The organism is Streptomyces sp. 5-10 (assembly GCF_014712245.1).
Classification (GTDB): Bacteria; Actinomycetota; Actinomycetes; order Streptomycetales; family Streptomycetaceae; genus Streptomyces; species Streptomyces violaceusniger.
Map to the genome: position 1 here is coordinate 26,937 of NZ_JACVYG010000047.1, position 17,438 is coordinate 44,374.

Genomic DNA, 17,438 nt, shown 5'->3' on the forward strand with positions numbered 1-17,438 from the left:
GCTTCAGGCGGTCACCGGTGGGCACTCGGGGACGATGACCGAACTTCCTGGCGCGCCCGAGTCGTACTGGATGGACACCGCCCCGCCCGGCACCCCCCACCCGGCCCTGACCGAGGACCTGGAGGTCGATGTCGCCGTGATCGGCGCCGGGATCGCGGGGCTGAGCACCGCGTGGGAGCTGGCCCGCGCCGGGCACCGGGTGGCGGTGCTGGAGGCGGACCGGATCGCCGCGGGCGTCACGGGCCACACCACCGCCAAGCTCACGGCGCTGCACTCGCTGATCTACGACCGGCTGCGGCGCACCCGCGGACCGGAGGGCGCGCGGATGTACGCCCAGTCGCAGTCGGACGCCGTCGAGCGGGCGGCGGCGATCGCGGCCGAACTCGGCATCGACTGCGATCTGGAGCGCGTCCCGACCTTCACCTACACCGAGGACCCGGCGCGCGCGGACACCATGCGCGCCGAGGCGGACGCCGCGAGCGAGGCGGGGCTGCCCGCCTCGTACGTGACCGAGACCGGGCTGCCCTTCCCGGTCGCGGGCGCGGTCCGGGTCGAGGGAGGGGCGCAGTTCCATCCGCGCACCTACCTCCTCGGGCTCGCCGAGGATCTGCGCGCCCGCGGCGGGCTGATCCACGAACACACCCGCGCCACCGGCCTGGACGAGGGCACCCCGTGCCGGGTCACCACGGAGGGCGGGGCGGTGGTGACGGCGGGGGACGTGGTGATCGCCACCCACTACCCGGTGTTCGACCGGGCGCTGCTGTTCGCCCGGCTCTCACCGCGCCGCGAACTCGTGGTGGCCGGGCCCCTTCCCGCCGACCGGGACCCGCGGGGCGCCTACATCACCCCGGACCAGCGCACCCGTTCGGTGCGCACCGCGCCGTACGGCGACGGGCAGCGGCTGCTGATCGTGACCGGCGAGACCTTCACCCCAGGCACCGGGGACACCCCCGAGCGGTTCGAGCGGCTGGCGGACTGGGCCCGGGAGCGCTTCCCCGGCGTGGAGATCACCCACCGCTGGGCCGCCCAGGACAACGACCCGACGGACACCGTGCCGATGGTCGGCCCCTTCCACCCCGGCGCGCGCCACACCTATGTCGCGACAGGCTTCGCGGGCTGGGGCCTGAGCGGCGGCATCATGGCGGGCCGGCTGCTCACCGCGCTCATCGGCGGTGAGCGGCCGGAGTGGGCCGGGCTGTACGACCCCCGGCGGCTGGGGACCGCGCTGCGCGAGGCCCCGGCACTGCTCGGCCACCAGGTCCACGTCGGGAAGCATTTCGTCGGCGACCGGCTGAGCACCCCGCGGGCCGACTCGGTCGACCGGATCGCCCCGGGCACCGGGGCCGTGGTCCGCCTGGACGGGCGGGCCCGCGCCGTCTACCGGGACGAGGACGGCACGGCTCACGCGGTCTCGGCCCGGTGCACCCACATGGGCTGTCTCGTGGCGTTCAACGCCGCCGAGCGGGCCTGGGAGTGCCCCTGCCACGGCTCCCGGTTCGGCACCGACGGCCGGGTGCTCCAGGGCCCGGCCAACCGGCCCCTGGAGCGGCGCGACATCTGACCCGCGCGGCCGCTGTCGGCGGCCCCTGTCGGCTGCCTCTGTCAGATGGAACACGTACATGGCCCCCGGCCATGGGGGTACCCGCCTGGTGTCACCCCGTCGGCTGAGAAAGGACCACTGCCGTGCTGATGGCCCACCCGGTCGTCCTTCAGAACCTCATCGAGCAGTACGAGACGCTGCGGATGCTGCACGCCGAATCGGGCGGCACCGCGGTACGACAGCGGATGGACGATCTCGCCTACACCCTGTGCGTCTCGACCGGGACGCGGGATGTGGACGCCGCCCTCGTCGCCGCCCGGCACCGGCTGCCCGGCGCACGGGTGGAGGACGACTCGGCCCTCACGGCCGGGGCGGGCGCACCGGGCTCACCGGGCGTCTGAGCCCGCCGCGGCCGCCCACGGGTGAGGCCGCCCCCGCCGGATCAGCCCTCGGCCCCCCGCCCCCCGGATCAGCCCTCGGCCCCGCGCGCCAGCTCGGAGAGGTCCGTGGTCTGGTCGGCCGGCGGCGCCTTCACCGTGACCGGCTCATTGAGGGCCGAGAAGGTGATGGTCATGTCGAGCGGGCCCTTCTCGCCCTCGCCGCGGATGCGGAACCGCTTGGTGTGGCCGTCCGGGTCGATCCACATGTCCATGGACAGCCGGTCGACCCCCATCTCCTCGTACGCCTTGAGGTTCTTCTCGCGGCGCTCGCGGGTCGTCGCGTTCTCGTCCTTCAGGCTCGCGCGCATCTGGCCGAGGGTGATGGTGCCCCGGTAGTGCGTCGTCCGCACCCCGTCGATGGTCTCCTCGCCGACCCGCTTCACATCGTCGGCGCCGGAGAGGAAGGCCGACTCGTCGGCCGGGTTCTTGTCGGCCTGGCGGGAGAGCGAACCGCCGCCCAGCGAGCCGGTCTCCTTCTCGCCGAGGGCCGAGAGGTCCAGCTTGAGCCACCTCTTGCCGTCCAGCCCGGCGGAGCCCTCCTTGCCCCCGTCGAGGTACATCGCCCCGTCGAGCATCCGGATCTCCACCGCCGCGTCGGCGCCCTGGCCGACCGCGCGCATCTTCATGCTGACGGCGACCGGCTCGAGGCTCATCGCCGCCTCGCCCTCGATCCGCCCGTCCCCGGGGGTGCGACCGCTCATCCGGTAGCGGAACGAGGTGAGCTTCTCGCTCTTCTCGGCGGCCGCGCGCACGGCCGCCGCCGGGGCCATCCGCACCTGCTCCGAGGACTTCTCCCCCGCCTTGCCCTCGTGCTTTCCGTCCGCCCCGGACGATCCGCAGCCGACCGCGCCGCCGCAGAGCAGCACGGCGGTGAGCACGGCACCGGCGGCTCGGGTACCTCTGCCATGTCCCCCATGTCCGACCATGGCCATAAACCCCACCCCTTGCAGAACTTCTGTTCGTTTCACTGTGATCCGGGACAGTACCAGCAAGCGCCGACAGCCGGCCGAGAGCTATCCATGGGCGCGGACCGGGGGCAGGGGGCCGTCGTGGCGTTCGATGGCGACGCGGGTGAGCTGTCCGGTGCAGCCCTGGGCCAGCCGCGAGGTGCCGATGTCGTGGGTGACCGCGTTGGGGTTGCCGTGGACGCAGGTGGCCACCTCGGGGGCGGAGGGGTCCCACCAGGCGCCGGTGGCGAGTTGGGCCACCCCGGGGCGTACCGCGTCACTGATCCGCACTCCGGCCAGGCAGCTGCCGACGGCGCTGCGGATCCGCACGACATCGCCGTCGCCCAGCCCCAGCGCCCCGGCGTCCCGTGGGTGCAGCCGGACCGGCTCGCGGCCCGCGACCTTCGACGACGCGCTCAGCTCGCCGTGGTCGAGCTGGCTGTGCAGCCGGGTGGCGGGGTTGTTGGCGACGAGCCAGAAGGGGTACGCGGCGTCCTGCCCCGGATCCGGGTCCGGGGGCAGCCAGGCCGGGTGGCCCGGGCAGTCGTCGTAGCCGTACGAGGCGATGGTCGCCGAGGCCAGCTCGATGCGGCCGCTCGGGGTGGCCAGCGGACGGGCGCCGGGGTCGGCGCGGAAGCCGGCGTAGAGGGTGTGGTCTTCGCGCAGGCCGCGCAGGGGGATCCGGCCCGCCCGCCAGAAGGTGCCGAAGTCCTCCTCGGGGGCGTACCGCGGGTCCAGCCCCGCGCGCCAGCTCTCGTAGAGGTGTTCCAGCCAGCCGCGTTGGTCGCGCCCCTGTGTGAAGTCATGGCCGATGCCGAGCCCGTCGGCGAGGTCGGACAGGGCGCGGAAGTCGTCGCGGGCCTCGCCGACCGGGTCGGCGACGCGGTGCATGGCGATGAGCGCCGCGTCCTGGCTCGCGCCGCCGATGTCCTCGCGTTCCAGGGTGGTGGTGGCGGGCAGGACCACATCGGCGTGGCGGGCGGTGGCCGTCCAGTGGGGCTCGTGGACCACGACCGTGTCCGGGCGGCCGAAGGCGCGGCGCAGCCGGGCCAGGTCCTGGTGGTGGTGGAAGGGGTTGCCACCGGCCCAGTGGACGAGGCGGATGTCGGGGTAGGTGTACCGGCCGCCGTCGTAAGTGAAGGTCTCCCCCGGGCACAGCAGCAGATCGGCGATCCTGGCGCAGGGGATGAAGTCGGGGACGGGGTTGCTGCCCTGCTCGAGGGTGGGCAGCCGGTACGGGAGGGTGCCGGCGCCGATCCCGGCGGTGGCCCCGTACCCGTGGCCGAAGCCGCCGCCGGGCAGCCCGATCTGGCCGAGCAGGCAGGCCAGGGCGATCCCCGCCCACAGGGGCTGCTCACCGCGGTGGGCGCGTTGCAGGGACCAGCTGAGGGAGATCATGGTCCGGTGCCGGGTCAGCTCACGGGCGAGTCCGGCGATCCGGGCGGCGGGAATGCCGCAGATCCCCTCGGCCCAGCGCGGGGTCTTGGGAGCGGAGCCGTCCTGGCCGAGGACATGGCGGGCGAAGGTGTCGAAGCCCGTGCAGTGGGTGCGGCAGAAGTCCGCGTCGTAGCGCCCCTCCTCGATGAGGACATGGCTGAGCGCCAGCATCAGCGCGGTGTCGGTGCCGGGGACGGTGGCCAGCCACTCGGCGTCGAGTTCGGCCGCGAGGTCGTCGCGCACCGGGCTGACGAGGATGAACCGGGCGCCGCGGGCACGGGCCGCGGCCAGCCGCTCCGCGGTGCGGTGACGGCTGAGGCCGCCCGCGTTGACCTGGAAGTTCTTGGCCGGCATGCCGCCGAAGCAGAGAAAGAGGCCGGTGTGCTCGGCCAGCACCGGCCAGGTGGTGGGGGCGCTGATCGGCGCGTCGTCGCCGACGACATGGCGCAGCAGGGTGCGGGACGCGCCCAGGCTGTAGGTGTTGACCGAACGGGTGTAGCCGCCGAAGCAGTTGAGGAACCGGTGGATCTGGCTCTGCGCGTGGTGGAAGCGGCCCGCGCTGCCCCAGCCGTAGGAACCGCCGAAGACGGCGCGGTTGCCGTGGTCGGCGCGGACCCGGCCGAACTCCCGGACCAGGAGGGAGATCGCCTCGTCCCAGGACACCCGGACATAGGTGTCCGCGCCACGCCCGGGGTCGGGCCCCGGGCCGTGCTCCAGCCAGCCGCGCCGGACGTGCGGGGCGAGGACCCGGCCCCGCGGGCCGAGCGCGGCGGGGACGTTGCGCAGCAGGGGCGACGGGTCGGGGTCGCCCGGGTCGGGGATCACCTCGAGGCCGCCGCCGGGGAGCGGTGCGGCGGTGAAGGTGCCCCAGTGCGAGCTGTGGGGGCGGGGGGTGGGAGCGGGCGGCGGGTCCGGGTTCGGCGGCGGCTGAGAGGTCGGCGGCGCGTCCGGGGCCATCGCATGGCCCGACGGGTCCGGGGCCATCGCGTCGCCTGGCGGGTCCGGGGTCATCCGGTGGCCGTCCTTCCGTCGTTCTCCTGAGCCTCCCCCTCGACCGAACCGAGGCTCAGCATCAGGCGGTTGGCCCAGCCGAAGAACGCCGCACAGTGTACGAGGTCGACCAGCGCGAGCTCGGTGAGGCCCAGCGCACGCAGCGCCTCCACATCGGCTTCGGCGGCGGTGGCCGGGACCGGGGCGAGCCCCGCGGCGAGCCGGGCGATCAGCTTCCAGCGGCGGCCGAGGACGGCCGTGGAGCCGTGGGCCAGGAAGCGGTGCACCGGTGCGGGGTCGCCGTGCAGCCGGGCGGTGAGCCGGGCGTGCACCGAGGCGCAGTAGACACACCCGTTGTACAGCGATACGGCGGTGGCGGCCAACTCCCGCTCGGCACGCGGCAGTCCGCCCTCGGCGGTGAAGGCGGCCAGGTCGATGGCGGTCCGTACGGCGAGAATGCCGAGGTCGTGGCCGAGGGTGCGGAAGTACGGGGTGTCGACGCGCCGTTTGCCGGCGAGCGCGGTGCGGTGTTCCTCGCTCAGTTCCTCGGGGGCGAGCGGGCGGATGGCGGGGCGCCAGGTGAGGACGTCGGTGGTGTACTGGGGCCCGCCGGACACGGTGGTCGAGGGCGCGGCGGGGTCGGTACCGGTGCCGGGGTCGCCGGTGGCCAGCAGCGCCAGCCCGGCGGCCAGGTGCATCTGGTGGTTGGCGAAGGCGACGGTCTGGGAGAGCGTCACGATCTGCGGTTCGGTGAATCCGGCGGCGCGCAGCGCGTCCGGTCCGCCCTCGGCCGGGGTGTGGGTGAGCAGCCGGGCGTGGGCGACGGCGGCGGCGATGCGGTGTGCTTCCGCCGTCGTCCCCCCACCGTTCAGTGGGGCGCGGGCGGTGATCCGGTCCGCGGTGGCGGTGTCCCCCGTGGCGGCCTCGAGCAGCGCGCGGTAGTGGCCGACGGCCGGGGCGCGGCGGTGCTCGACGGCCACGGCGAGGGCGGCCGCGGCGCGTTCGGCGGCGCTGACGCCGGTGCCGGTGCCGGTGACGCCGGTGTCGGTGCCGCTGACGCCGGTGCCGGTGGCCGTCCCCGGGCCGGGCGGGAAGAGCACGTCGTACGCGCGCTGCTCCAGCTCGATCAGGTCCGGGCGCAGGGCACGCAGCCGGGCCAGCTCCGGGGTGGCGCCCGCGAAGTGGTCCAGGACGTCCGGGCCGTCGATGACGTCGGTGGGATGGTCGGTCTTCGGTACGGCTTTCCGTACGGCGTCGTGCACGTCGGGGCCCTTCCTGCCGGTCATGCCGGGCGACGCGGGGACGGAGTGGCCTCGATCAGCGCCCGGGTGTAGTCGCTGCCCGGGCGCTCCATGATCTGCTCGCGGTCCCCGGTCTCGACGATCCGGCCGTGGCGCAGTACGGCGATCCGCGAGCACATGTGCCGTACGACGGTGAGGTCGTGGGAGATGAAGAGCATCGCCAGGCCCCGGTCCCGGCGCAGCTGGGTGAGGAGGTTGAGCACCTGCGCCTGGACGGAGACGTCGAGCGCGGACACCGGCTCGTCGGCCACCAGCAGCCGGGGCCCGGGCGCGAGGGCGCGGGCGATGCCGACGCGCTGGCGCATCCCGCCGGAGAGCCGGTCCGGGTAGGCGCCGGCCAGCTCCGGGTCCAGGCCGACCTCGGTGAGCAGCGCGGCGACCCGATCGCGGCGGGCCGCTCCGCGGGGGAGGGCGGCGCCGATGGTGTCGCCGATGCGGCGGTCGGGGTTGAGCGAACCGTAGGGGTCCTGGAACACCATCTGGATCCCGGCGGCCAGCTCGCGGCGGCGGCGCCGGGTGGCGCGGGTGATGTCCTCGCCGTCGAAGTGCACGCTTCCGGAGCCCGCGCGCTGGAGGCCGAGCAGGACGCGCGAGATGGTGCTCTTGCCGGACCCGGATTCGCCGACGAGGCCGAAGGATTCGCCGGGTGCGATGGCGAAGTCGACGTCGTCGACGGCTTTGAGTGGGGGGCGGGTGAGGGTGCCCGGGTAGGTGACGGTGAGGGATCGGACCTGGAGCAGGGGGTCTTCCCCACCCCGCCCCTTCCCGAACCGGGGCTCCGCCCCGGGCCCCACCAGGGGCTCCGCCCCCATACCCCCGCCGGGGCTCCGCCCCGGCCCCCGGTCCGGGGTCGCCGGACGGGCTGGATTACCCGCCGGTGCGCCCGAGGGGATGCGCAGGGCGGGGTCGGCCAGGGACTCCTCGTCCACCGGGCCCACCAGGGCGGCGACGGTTTCGGGGACCGTGGCCAGGCGGGTGCCGGGGGTGTCGTCCATGCGGGGGACGGATGCCACCAGGGCGCGGGTGTAGGGGTGTTGGGCGGTGGTCAGGATGCGGTCGGTCGGGCCCTGTTCGACGACCCGGCCCCGGTACATGACCACCACGCGCGAGCACATCTGACCGATCACCCCGAAGTCATGGGTGACCAGCACCACCGCCATGCCCATTTCGCGCTGCAGCTCCGCGAGGAGCTCCAGGACCTGGGCCTGGACGGTGGCGTCCAGCGCGGTGGTGGGCTCGTCGGCGATCACCAGCTCCGGTTCGTTGACCAGGGCGGCGGCGATCATCACACGCTGGCGCATCCCGCCGGAGAACTGGTGCGGATACTCCTTGGCGCGCCGCCCCGGCCGGTCGATGCCGACGCGTTCCAGCAGCTCCACGGCGCGGGTGCGGGCCTCGGACCGCTTCACGTCGTGGTGCAGCCGGTACGCCTCGGCTATCTGGGCGCCGACCGTACGGTACGGGTTGAGCGCGTCGAGGGCGTCCTGGAAGACCATCGAGACGCGGCGGCCGCGTAGTTCGCGCAGGGTGCGTTCGCCGGCGCCGACCAGCTCCTGGCCGCCGAGCCGGATGGATCCGGTGATCCGCGCCCGCGGCCCGTGGAGGCCGAGGACCGCCAGTCCGGTGGCGCTCTTGCCCGAGCCGGACTCCCCCACCAGGCCGACCGTCTCGCCCGGCCGGACCTGCCAGGACACCTCGCGTACGGCCTCGACGCCCGCGTCGGGGAAGGCGACGCTCAGGCCGGACACCTCCAGCAGCGGATTCACCCGTTCCACTTCCGTCACCGGTTCCGTCCTCTCAGACCGCTCAGACCTGGATCAGGTCGCGTCGGGTGTGGGTCAGCAGCTCATGGCCGTCTTCGGTGATCACCAGGCTGTCGGAGTGCTGGAGCCCGCCGAAGCTGGGGATGCGCAGGTTGGGCTCGAAGGTGAGCGTCATCCCGGGCTCCAGCACCAGGTCGTCGTTGGGGCCGAGGCTCGGCTGCTCATGCGGGCCGAGGCCCAGGCCGTGGCCGATGCGGCCGGGGAGGTAGTCGCCGTAGCCGTGCCGGAAGTAGCTCTCCCGGGCCGCCTCGTAGACCTCGGCGCAGGTCAGTCCGGGCCGCAGGACGGGCTGGACCTCCGCGCGGATGGCCAGCAGCGCCTCGAAGGCGCGCTGCCGCTCGGCGGGCAGCGGGCCGACGGCGACGCTGCGCTCGTTCTCGGCGTGCATGCCGTCGATGGCGGTCCAGATGACGGTCCACTGGATCTCGCCGTCGACCGGGCGGCGGGAGGTGGGCGGCGCGGAGTTCATCGGCACCCGGTCGCCGACCAGGGAGTAGGCCCACAGGGCGTTGAAGACGCCGCCCTCGAGGTTGCCGAAGTCCATGGCGAGCCGGTCGGGGTGGAGGCTGGACCACACCTCCTGCATGGTGCGCATGGCGACCGAGGAGACCTCGACCTCGCTGCGCCGCGCGGCGACCGCCTCCAGCGCCGCGTCCATGCCCGCGTCCGCGATCTCGCAGGCGACGCGGAGCGATTCGAGCTCGGCGGCGTCCTTGACGTAGCGGGCGCGCATCAGGGCCTGGCCGGTGTCGGTGAACACCGCCTCGGGCAGGGTGAGTTCCAGCCTGCGCTGGTAGTTGACGGGCAGGAACTCGCCCTCGATGCCGATCCTGGCGTCGCCCAGCCCGCGTTCGGCCATCACCTCGGCGAGCACCTGCCACCAGTGGTCGGGGCCGATCTCCTTGGCCCAGCGCCCGTAGGGGCGGATGTCGGAGATCCGGGAGACCGTACGGGAGCTGTGGGCGCGCAGCGCGTGCAGGATGAACACCGGCTCGCCCTCGGCGGGCAGCACCACCAGCACCGGATGGGAGTAGATCATCGGTGTGTAGCCGGAGAGGTAGAAGGTGTTCTGCGGCTTGACGACGACCATGGCGTCCACGCCGTCGGCCCGCAGATGGGTCTGGACGCGGGCCCAGCGGGCGCGGACGGTCTCGGTGTCGGGGATCATGCGGTGGTGCTCCTCGCGGTCACGGTCTTCTTCACGGTGCTGCGGGCCGCGCGGCGTCCCCCGCCGCGCTCGGCGAGCCGCTCCCCCAGCAGATTGGCGCCGATCACCAGCGCCACCAGCCCGAGGCCCGGCAGAACGGCGATCCACCAGGCGCCGAGCAGCTGTCCCTGCCCCTCGGCCACCATCAGCCCCCAGTCGGGGGCGGGCGCCTGGGCACCGAGGCCCAGATAGGTGAGCCCGGCCTCCATCAGCACGGCGCGGGACAGATCGAGGGTGGCGGTGACGGCGACGAGACCGCGCACCCCGGGCAGCAGGTCGTAGCTCAGCACCCGCCAGGTGGCGACGCCCTGGGTCAGCGACGCCTCGACATAGGCCATGGTGCGCAGGGCGAGCACCCGGGAGCGGACGAGGCGGAAGTACGCGGGCCAGCCGGTCAGCGCGATCACCAGCACCAGGACGGCGGTGGACTGGCCGCCGAAGGTCAGCACCAGCAGCGCCAGCAGGACGGACGGCAGGGCCAGTTGCACATCGGCGAGCCGGGAGAGCACCTGGTCGAGCCAGCCGCGGGCGAACCCGGACAGCAGCCCGAGCAGCGTCCCCACGAGGCCGCCGCAGACCACGGCGAGGGCCCCCACCAGCAGCGGGGTGCGGGCGCCGTACAGCAGCCGGCTGAGCAGGTCCCGGCCGAGCTGGTCGGTGCCGAGCGGATGGCCGTGGACGCCGGGCGCGGCGTCGGTGTGGGCGAGGTCCTGGGCGAGCGGATCGTGCGGGGCGAGCACGGGCGCGAGCAGCGCCATCAGCACCACGAGGGCCAGCAGCACGGCGCCGATGACGCCGGCCGCGCCCGGCCGGAAGCGCCGGCCTCGCTGGTCCATGGGGCTCATCGGCTCTCTCCTGCCTGGTGCCGGACGCGCGGGTCAAGCACGCCGTAGAGCAGGTCCACGACCAGGTTGACCATGACGAAGGCGATGATCAGGAAGGTCAGGTCGGCGAGGACCAGCGGATAGTCCTGGTTCTGCAGGGCGGTGATGGCGAGCTGGCCGACGCCGGGCCAGGAGAACACCGACTCCACGATCACGGTGCCGCCGAGCAGCGCGCCCGCCTCCAGCCCGAGGACGGTGACGGTGGGCAGCATCGATCCGTACGCGGCGTGCCGCACCACCCGGGCGCGGCTCATGCCGAGCGCCGTCCCGGTGCGGGAGTACGGGCGGGCCAGCTCACCGCGGAGGTTGTTGCGGAACACCCGGGCCAGCGGCGGCAGCACCCCGCAGGCGAGGGTGACCGCGGGCAGCACGATGGAGGTGGCGGTGGTGGCGCCGGAGGTGGGCAGCCAGGCCAGCTCGACACCGAAGACCCACACCAGCAGGACACCGATGTAGAAGCCGGGCACCGACTGGGTGAGGAACACCAGCCACATGGGCCATTCGCGGCGGGCCCCGCCGCCCTCGCGCGACCCGGTCCACAGCCCGACCAGGAGCGCCGCGACGGCGGCCCCGGCGAGGGCGACGGCGGCCAGCAGCACGGTGGCGCCGAGCCGTTGCAGCACCACGTCCATGGCGGGCTGCTGGAAGGTGAGCGAGTCGGGGAAGTGGCCGCGCAGGGCGTCGCCGAAGAACGACGCGTACTGCTCGGCCAGCGGACGGTCGTAGCCGAGGGCGTGGCTGAGCTGGGCGACCTTCTCGGGCGGGGAGCCGATCGGGGCCATCAGCACGGCGGGGTTGCCGGAGAAGTGCAGCAGGCAGAAGACGGCCGAGAGGGCGCCCCAGACGGCCAGCACGGTCAGCGCGAGGCGGCGGATCAGGAAGCGGATCATCGCGTGGCCCCCTTCCAGGACATCTCGGCGGGGCGGACCCAGTCGTCGGGTCTGGCCCGCCAGTTCAGGCCCTCGGCGGTGGCGTAGAGGCCGGGCTGGGGGAAGAGGAAGAGCACCGGGGCCTGGTCGCGGGCGCGCCGCGCCGCGCGGCCGTACAGCGTGTCGCGCTCGGCGCGGTCGTCGGTGCCGCGCGCCCGGGTGACGGCGCCGGTGAACTCCTCGTCGTGCCAGTACGCGTAGGGGCTGTCGGAGACGAAGAGCCCGTAGAGCCCGCCGGCGGCGAGGGTGGGCCATGCCTGGGTGATGTACTGCATGTCGGGCATCGCCTTCTGCTGCAGGTACTTCTGCATGTAGACAGCGAACGGCAGGCTGTTGATCTTCACGCTCACGCCGATCTCGCGCAGCTGCTGCGCCACGGCCTGCACGACCAGCTCGCCCGCCACGTACTGACCGCTGGGCACGGTCAGCTCCAGCCGCAGCGGGCGGCCCGTGCCGTAACCCGCCTCGCGCAGCAGCGCCCTGGCCCGGTCCGGGTCGTGGGGGTAGCCGGTGAGGCCCTCGGTGTAGCCGGAGTAGGACGGGGTCATCAGCTGGCCTGGGCTGGGGTCGACGGTGTTCTTCAGCAGGCTGGAGGTGATGGCCCGCTTGTCGACCGCGTAGTTGACCGCGCGCCGCACCCGTACGTCGCGCATCGGGCCCTTGAGGGTGTTGAGCTTGATGAAGGCCATCCGGGTGGTGTCCAGCCGCTGGATCTTCAGGCCCCGGTCGGCGCGCAGCCGGTTCAGGTCCTGCGGGTCGAGCCCGGCGACGGCGTCGAGTTCCCCGGAGAGCAGCCCGGAGACGCGGGCGGCCTCGGAGGGGGTGATCCGGAAGGTGACCCGGCGGATGGCGGGCGCGGGGCCCCAGTAGTCGTCGCGGGCGCGCAGCTCGATGGTGCCGCCCGGGCTGTAGCTGGTGATCGCGTACGGGCCGGATCCCATCGCCTGGGTGGCGGGCTTGTGGCGCCTGGCCCAGCGGGGCTCCAGCAGATACAGGAAGGACAGCGCGCCGAGCAGATCGGCGTCGGGGCGGGAGGTGATGAGGTCGACGGTGCGCCGGTCCACCTTCTCCGCGCGGACGAGGCTGGGGAAGTTGGGGGTCATGCGCAGCGCGTTGTCCGCGTTGAGCAGCCGGCGGACGTTCCAGACCACGACATCGGCGTCCAGCGGAGTGCCGTCGGCGAACGCGGCCCGGGGGTGGAGGTGGAACCGCCAGCGGGTGGGCGCCACGCGCCGCCAGGAGGTGGCGGCGTCCGGGCCGATGGTCAGATCCGGCTCGCGGGTGACCAGCGAGGAGTGGACCGAGGACAGCACGGACAGATCGGTGCCGACCGAGGTGGTGTTCATCGGGTCGAGGGTGGTGACGGCCGCGGACAGCCCGATCACCACACGCGAGGCGTCCGCCCGGTCCCGAGGGGTGTCTCCGGGCAGGCAGCCGGCCAGTGCCGGGGTCAGGGCGAGCCCGGCGCCGAGGCCGAGCAGACCGCGCCGGGTCAGCGGTGGTGTGCCGTTCATCCGGCCGCTCCCGCTGTTTCCGCTTCGGCCCGTGCCGCGCCGAACACCGTCCGGTCGGAGGCGCAGGGGTTGCCGAGGGTCACGTAGAAGGCGCCCTCGGGGAGCACGGCGATGGAGGCGTAGGTCGTCTCGGAGCCGGCCCCCTCGACCTGGTGGCGGCAGAGCGAGTCCTGCGGATAGCCGGTGTGGTCGGCGAGCAGTTCGGCGAGCGCCCCCGGGGTGAGCCCGTGGGAGGTGCCCAGGGCGCGGCCCGCGGTGGCGGCGCGGTGGTACGAGGAGGCGTTCTCGTCCGGGCCGGGCGCGAGGGGTGCGGTGGCCGGGCACTCGTAGTGGTTGGTGAGCACATGGTGGTCGGCCCGGTCGCGGACGGTCACCTCGGAGGCGGTGGCCTCCACGGCGAGCCGGTCCCCCGGGTCGGCGAGCGCGATGTTCAGCCCGCTCAGCCGGGGCTGCCCGCGCAACAGGTCGGCGAACTCCGCCGCGGTGCGGGCGCGGCGCAGCAGATCGTGCGAGTTGATGAGGATCCATCCGGTGCCGGAGGCCCGCCAGTCCACTCCGGTGCGCTCGCTCCAGACGCCGGAGGTGGACATCGCCACCCCGGAGTCGTTGATACCGCTGCCCGGCCACAGCACGCTGCCCGCGACGGTGACCTCGGTCATCCGCCGCCCGTCGGGGTAGCGGCGGCGCAGCACGACGTGCCGGGCGAAGTGGCCCGCCATGTCCCGGGTCTTGGCGAGCAGGGTGTGCCCGGCGGCGGCGCGGTCCCCGGCGGCCAGCAGCTGGCTGCACTCCTGCGGGACCCAGCGCAGCACCATATGGGCGGGCAGGTTGAGGGCGAGGATGTCGTCCAGGGGCGCGTCCGCGCCCTCGGCGATGGCGCACAGCTCGGCCCACTGCTCGGGGTCGTGGCGGCGCACGAAGTCGGCGTTTTCGGCGAGGCACTGGCGGTAGCGGCCCACCGACTCCTCGTCGGCGCACAGTTCGCCGATGTCGCGGCGTACGGCGGCGATGTTGGCGGCGATCGCCGCGCGGGCGGCGCGGCCGTGCTGCCGGCCCTGTTCTGCGGGGTCGCCGCAGAGGTCGAGATAGGCGGGGTCGGCCGACTCCCCGGCCGACCCGAGGGCCAGGCCCCACTCCCGCCAGCGGCTGGGGTGGGCGGCGCGGACGGGTGCTGCGACGGTCACGGCTGACTCTCCTCGGTCAGGGGGCGGCGGGGGGCGGCGGCGTGGCGGCGCTCCGGCGGGCCGAGCGCGCGCAGGAGTTCGGTGGCGACGCGGTCGGTCTCGTGGAAGAAGTCCGCGTTCGTACCGGGCCGGGCCCCGATGGCGGTGGTCCAGCGGACCCCTTCCAGGGGGACGCCCACGGCGAAGAGCGCCTGGTGCGCCGTGCCGTCGGGGCGGCGGACCCGGCCGTCGGCGGGGCGGACGTCGAGCGCGCCGGTGGGCAGCGGTCGGGCGTCCGTCGCGTCCGAGGCCAGCCGGTGGGGGCGGGCCAGGCCGTCGGCGAGGAGCCGGCGGATGACGCCTGGGCCTTCGGTGGTGACGTCCGTTCCCGGCAGCCAGGCGTCGATCACCGCGTCGGGCCGTACCGACAGCCCCGCCACGACGGCTGACTCCCCTCGCGTCCCCGGGCGGACCGGCCCCAGCAGGCGCACCACGCCGGCGTCCAGCAGCGCCCGCAACTGGCGGATCCGCAGCGCGGGCGGGCCACCGGAGACGAAGTTGGCGAAGCCGTTGAGCCAGCCGAGGACATCCCGCCGGTAGGACTCGCCGCTGAGGTTGCCCGCGGTGATGAGCGTGCGCAGCGCGGGGCGGGCCTGGCGTACGGCGACGGCGAGCGCGGCGGGCGGGGGCACCCGGGGGTCGGTGGCCGCGGCCACATCGGCGTCGAGGTACCCGGCCCACCAGGCCTGCAGCTCCGCGGAGTGGGCGAAGCTCCGCCCGCGCAGCGGTTCGGCGACGGCATCCAGGTCCAGCCGGAGGGCGGCTGGCGCGGCGGCGCGCAGCGCGGTGTCGCGGTCGGGGCCGGGCGGCTCGGCGAGGGCGCGGCGCAGCGCGCCGGGGTCGGGCAGGTGGTCCGGGTGGAGCTTCAGCACCCGGTCGTACCAGGCGAGTTCGAGGTCGGCGAGCAGCAAGGGCAGCACCTCGGCGCGGAAGTCGAGCCGGTCGCGGGCGGCGAGCGCGCTGACCCGCTCGGGGGTGAGGAAGGCGACGGGCGCCGTGACCCCGGGGGCGTCCACCCGGGCGTGGAACGGAACGCCGCGCCGGCTGGTGATCCAGATGCGCGGTTCCCGGCCGCTGGGGGTGTAGCCGTGTTCGCCGAAGCGGCCGCCCCGGCCGAGGGTGAGCAGGGCGAGCACGTCGAAGGCGTTGAGCCCGCCGCCCCGCAGCAGCACCCGGTCGCGCGGGGCGATGTCGTCGAGGGCGTAGTCGGTGGGGTGGCCGCCGGGGAGGTGGAGCGGCTCGCGCCGCGGCGGGGCGGCGGGCGCGTCGAGATGGCCGGTGGCCAGGACGACGGCCCGGGCCGCCAGCCGGTCCCCGTCGTCCAGGACGACCTCGTATCCCGCCGGTGTGCCGGAGGAGCCCGCCGGGGCCGCCAGGGGTGTCACCCGCACCACGGCCGCCGTGCGGACCGCTATCCGGATACGGTCCCCCGCTGCCGCCCGTATCCGGTCCAGCGCGTCGGCGAGATAGGCCCCGTAGACCCGGCGCGGGGCGTAGTGGCGGTCGTCGGCGCGGGCGGCGAATTCCGCGGCGGTGGGCTCGGGATGGCCCTTCCCGGCGATACCCCGCAGCCATTCCGAGAACGTGGGGCCGGTGTCCACGGGGGCGTCCAGGCGCACCGATCCATCGGGGAAGACGGTGTTGTCGGCCACCATCGTGTTCATCAGCAGCTGCGGCGGCTGATCACGCCGCCACACCCGTCCGGCGCCCGGCGGGTACGGGTCGACCAGCACCGTACGGAGCGGACGGTCGCCCGGGACCACCCTCGCCACCAGCCGTTCCAGCACCGACACCCCGCGCGGACCGGCGCCCACGACCACCGCGTCGACCAGGTGGCGGTCGGGCCCCGGCGTGGGCACAGCGGAATCGTTCATAGAGATGTCACATTTCTGGGACGGTGCGGGAAAAGCGGCGGAACGAAATCTTGCGGGCAGCGTCCTCGCACGTCAAACGGCTCTTTGGGGAATCTCAAAGAGTGGCTTTGAGTTCGCGCGGAAAAGCGAGCGGGGCCGGGGGCGGATCTGTTGCATCAGATTTCCCGGGCGACGGGGAATAGGGTGTTGCCCCTGCCGGTCGGCCCCGCCGCGGTCCGGCCCGGTGGGCATCTGGTGCATCAGGCGGGGAGCTGTGGTATCCGTCACAGTCACCCGCCGGAGCCCCCGGAGCCCCGCGGCCAACGGAGCCCCGCGACCAACGGACGCACACGAGAAGAAGCAGACGACACGACCATGACCGCATCCGAACCACCCGAGCCACCCGCCTATCTGCGCCTGGCCCGGGACCTCCGCCGCCGGATCGAGGACGGCCGGCTCCCGGCCGGCGCCCAGCTGCCCTCCCGCGCCCAGCTGGCCCGGACCTACGGCGTCGGCCCGAACGTGGCGAACTCCGCGGTGCGGGTGCTGATGGCCGAGGGTCTGGTGCACGGCCGGGCGGGCAGCGGGGTGTACGTGCGCGAGCCCCGGGCGCTGCGCCGGATGCTGCGCTCATGGCACGACGGACGGCTCAGCGGCACTCCGTACGTACTGGATCTGCCGGGTCACGGCGGCGGTCGGCGGGAGGGGAGTTCCACCACGCTGACCGCGCCGCCGGGGATCGCCGAACGGCTGGGGCTGGCGTCCGGAGCCCAGGTGGTGCGCAGCGCGTATGTGTTCTGGAGCGGTGACGGGAGCGGGGCGGGCACGGCGGGTGAGGAGACCGCGGGCGAGCGGGCCATGATCTCCACGAGCTGGGAGCCGCTGGAGCTGACGGGCGGCACACCGGTCGCGCTGCCGGAGGCGGGCCCGCTGGCGGGGCGCGGGGTGGTGGCGCGGATGGCGCACATCGGAGTGCCGGTGGACCGGGCGGTGGAGGCCGTCGTGGCGCGCACCGCGTCGGCGGAGGAGGCGTCGCTGCTGGAGATCGCGGCGGGTTCGGTGGTCGAGGCGCTGGAGCGCACGTACTACAGCGGCGATCAGGCCGTGGAGACGGCGGACATCGTCGTCCCGGCCGGGCGGTATCAGCTGGTGTACGAGTTTCCGGTCGACTCCTGACCGGCGGCCCCCGGCCGTGATCCGCGGGCCGCACCGTGTGCCGGCCCCTCTCACCGTAGGCATACTTGAAGGCGCGACCATTGGTTCACTCTCCGCCGCCACGGCGGAGCCGGCGCCTCGCCCACGGTGGGGCCGGCACCCAGCCCACGGCGGAAGACCACGGGGCAAGGGTGA

General features: G+C 74.3%; 13 protein-coding genes. 3 read left to right on the plus strand and 10 right to left on the minus strand.

The window, feature by feature from the left end; translation table 11 throughout:
• The first annotated feature begins 34 nt into the window (after positions 1–34).
• Both IEJ02_RS36790 and IEJ02_RS36795 read left to right on the plus strand, forming a co-directional pair.
• The gene (locus IEJ02_RS36790) at positions 35–1,561 is read left to right on the plus strand and encodes an FAD-dependent oxidoreductase (RefSeq protein ID WP_191068754.1); all 1,527 of its coding nucleotides are present in this window, start codon (positions 35–37) and stop codon (positions 1,559–1,561) included.
• A gap of 122 nt (positions 1,562–1,683) precedes the next feature.
• A complete protein-coding gene (locus IEJ02_RS36795) occupies positions 1,684–1,941 on the plus strand; it encodes a DUF5133 domain-containing protein (RefSeq protein ID WP_191068755.1) in 258 nt (85 codons plus the stop codon).
• A 68-nt stretch (positions 1,942–2,009) separates the two neighbouring features.
• Here IEJ02_RS36795 and IEJ02_RS36800 read toward each other — a convergent pair whose 3' ends face one another.
• The 10 genes from IEJ02_RS36800 to IEJ02_RS36845 all read right to left on the minus strand — a co-directional run bounded on the left by IEJ02_RS36800 (position 2,010) and on the right by IEJ02_RS36845 (position 16,109).
• Positions 2,010–2,912 carry an SCO4651 family lipoprotein gene (locus IEJ02_RS36800; protein ID WP_191068756.1) on the minus strand — a complete coding sequence of 301 codons (903 nt, stop codon included), beginning with the start codon at positions 2,910–2,912 and terminating at the stop codon, positions 2,010–2,012.
• 81 nt (positions 2,913–2,993) lie between these two features.
• Positions 2,994–5,375, minus strand: coding sequence for a molybdopterin-dependent oxidoreductase (locus IEJ02_RS36805; RefSeq protein ID WP_223865075.1), 2,382 nt, complete (start codon positions 5,373–5,375; stop codon positions 2,994–2,996).
• Positions 5,372–6,640 carry a peroxidase-related enzyme gene (locus IEJ02_RS36810; RefSeq protein WP_191068757.1) on the minus strand — a complete coding sequence of 423 codons (1,269 nt, stop codon included), beginning with the start codon at positions 6,638–6,640 and terminating at the stop codon, positions 5,372–5,374. The genes IEJ02_RS36805 and IEJ02_RS36810 overlap by 4 nt, the downstream gene beginning before the upstream one ends.
• Positions 6,637–8,439 (minus strand): dipeptide ABC transporter ATP-binding protein, encoded by a 1,803-nt coding sequence (locus IEJ02_RS36815; RefSeq protein ID WP_317986015.1) that lies wholly within the window; start codon positions 8,437–8,439, stop codon positions 6,637–6,639. The genes IEJ02_RS36810 and IEJ02_RS36815 overlap by 4 nt, the downstream gene beginning before the upstream one ends.
• 22 nt (positions 8,440–8,461) lie before the next feature.
• Positions 8,462–9,646, minus strand: coding sequence for a M24 family metallopeptidase (locus IEJ02_RS36820; protein WP_191068758.1), 1,185 nt, complete (start codon positions 9,644–9,646; stop codon positions 8,462–8,464).
• Positions 9,643–10,530 carry an ABC transporter permease gene (locus IEJ02_RS36825; protein WP_191068759.1) on the minus strand — a complete coding sequence of 296 codons (888 nt, stop codon included), beginning with the start codon at positions 10,528–10,530 and terminating at the stop codon, positions 9,643–9,645. Before IEJ02_RS36825 ends, IEJ02_RS36820 begins: the two co-directional genes overlap by 4 nt.
• Positions 10,527–11,459, minus strand: a complete 933-nt coding sequence (locus tag IEJ02_RS36830; protein ID WP_162001739.1) for an ABC transporter permease — start codon at positions 11,457–11,459, stop codon at positions 10,527–10,529. Before IEJ02_RS36830 ends, IEJ02_RS36825 begins: the two co-directional genes overlap by 4 nt.
• Positions 11,456–13,012 (minus strand): ABC transporter substrate-binding protein, encoded by a 1,557-nt coding sequence (locus IEJ02_RS36835; protein WP_191068760.1) that lies wholly within the window; start codon positions 13,010–13,012, stop codon positions 11,456–11,458. The genes IEJ02_RS36830 and IEJ02_RS36835 overlap by 4 nt, the downstream gene beginning before the upstream one ends.
• Positions 13,009–14,196, minus strand: coding sequence for a C45 family autoproteolytic acyltransferase/hydrolase (locus IEJ02_RS36840; RefSeq protein ID WP_191068761.1), 1,188 nt, complete (start codon positions 14,194–14,196; stop codon positions 13,009–13,011). The genes IEJ02_RS36835 and IEJ02_RS36840 overlap by 4 nt, the downstream gene beginning before the upstream one ends.
• Positions 14,193–16,109, minus strand: a complete 1,917-nt coding sequence (locus IEJ02_RS36845; protein ID WP_191068762.1) for an FAD/NAD(P)-binding protein — start codon at positions 16,107–16,109, stop codon at positions 14,193–14,195. Before IEJ02_RS36845 ends, IEJ02_RS36840 begins: the two co-directional genes overlap by 4 nt.
• 354 nt (positions 16,110–16,463) lie before the next feature.
• Between IEJ02_RS36845 and IEJ02_RS36850 the strand changes: the two genes are divergently transcribed.
• Positions 16,464–17,264, plus strand: a complete 801-nt coding sequence (locus IEJ02_RS36850) for a GntR family transcriptional regulator (protein ID WP_191068763.1) — start codon at positions 16,464–16,466, stop codon at positions 17,262–17,264.
• Positions 17,265–17,438: the final 174 nt, after the last annotated feature.

Coding starts and splice junctions, on each gene's coding strand:
- IEJ02_RS36790 (WP_191068754.1), top strand. CDS start 35: ATGACCGAACTTCCTGGCGCGCCCGAGTCGTACTGGATGGACACCGCC.
- IEJ02_RS36800 (WP_191068756.1), bottom strand. CDS start 2,912: ATGGCCATGGTCGGACATGGGGGACATGGCAGAGGTACCCGAGCCGCC.
- IEJ02_RS36805 (WP_223865075.1), bottom strand. CDS start 5,375: ATGACCCCGGACCCGCCAGGCGACGCGATGGCCCCGGACCCGTCGGGC.
- IEJ02_RS36810 (WP_191068757.1), bottom strand. CDS start 6,640: ATGACCGGCAGGAAGGGCCCCGACGTGCACGACGCCGTACGGAAAGCC.
- IEJ02_RS36820 (WP_191068758.1), bottom strand. CDS start 9,646: ATGATCCCCGACACCGAGACCGTCCGCGCCCGCTGGGCCCGCGTCCAG.
- IEJ02_RS36825 (WP_191068759.1), bottom strand. CDS start 10,530: ATGAGCCCCATGGACCAGCGAGGCCGGCGCTTCCGGCCGGGCGCGGCC.
- IEJ02_RS36830 (WP_162001739.1), bottom strand. CDS start 11,459: ATGATCCGCTTCCTGATCCGCCGCCTCGCGCTGACCGTGCTGGCCGTC.
- IEJ02_RS36835 (WP_191068760.1), bottom strand. CDS start 13,012: ATGAACGGCACACCACCGCTGACCCGGCGCGGTCTGCTCGGCCTCGGC.
- IEJ02_RS36845 (WP_191068762.1), bottom strand. CDS start 16,109: ATGAACGATTCCGCTGTGCCCACGCCGGGGCCCGACCGCCACCTGGTC.
- IEJ02_RS36850 (WP_191068763.1), top strand. CDS start 16,464: ATGACCGCATCCGAACCACCCGAGCCACCCGCCTATCTGCGCCTGGCC.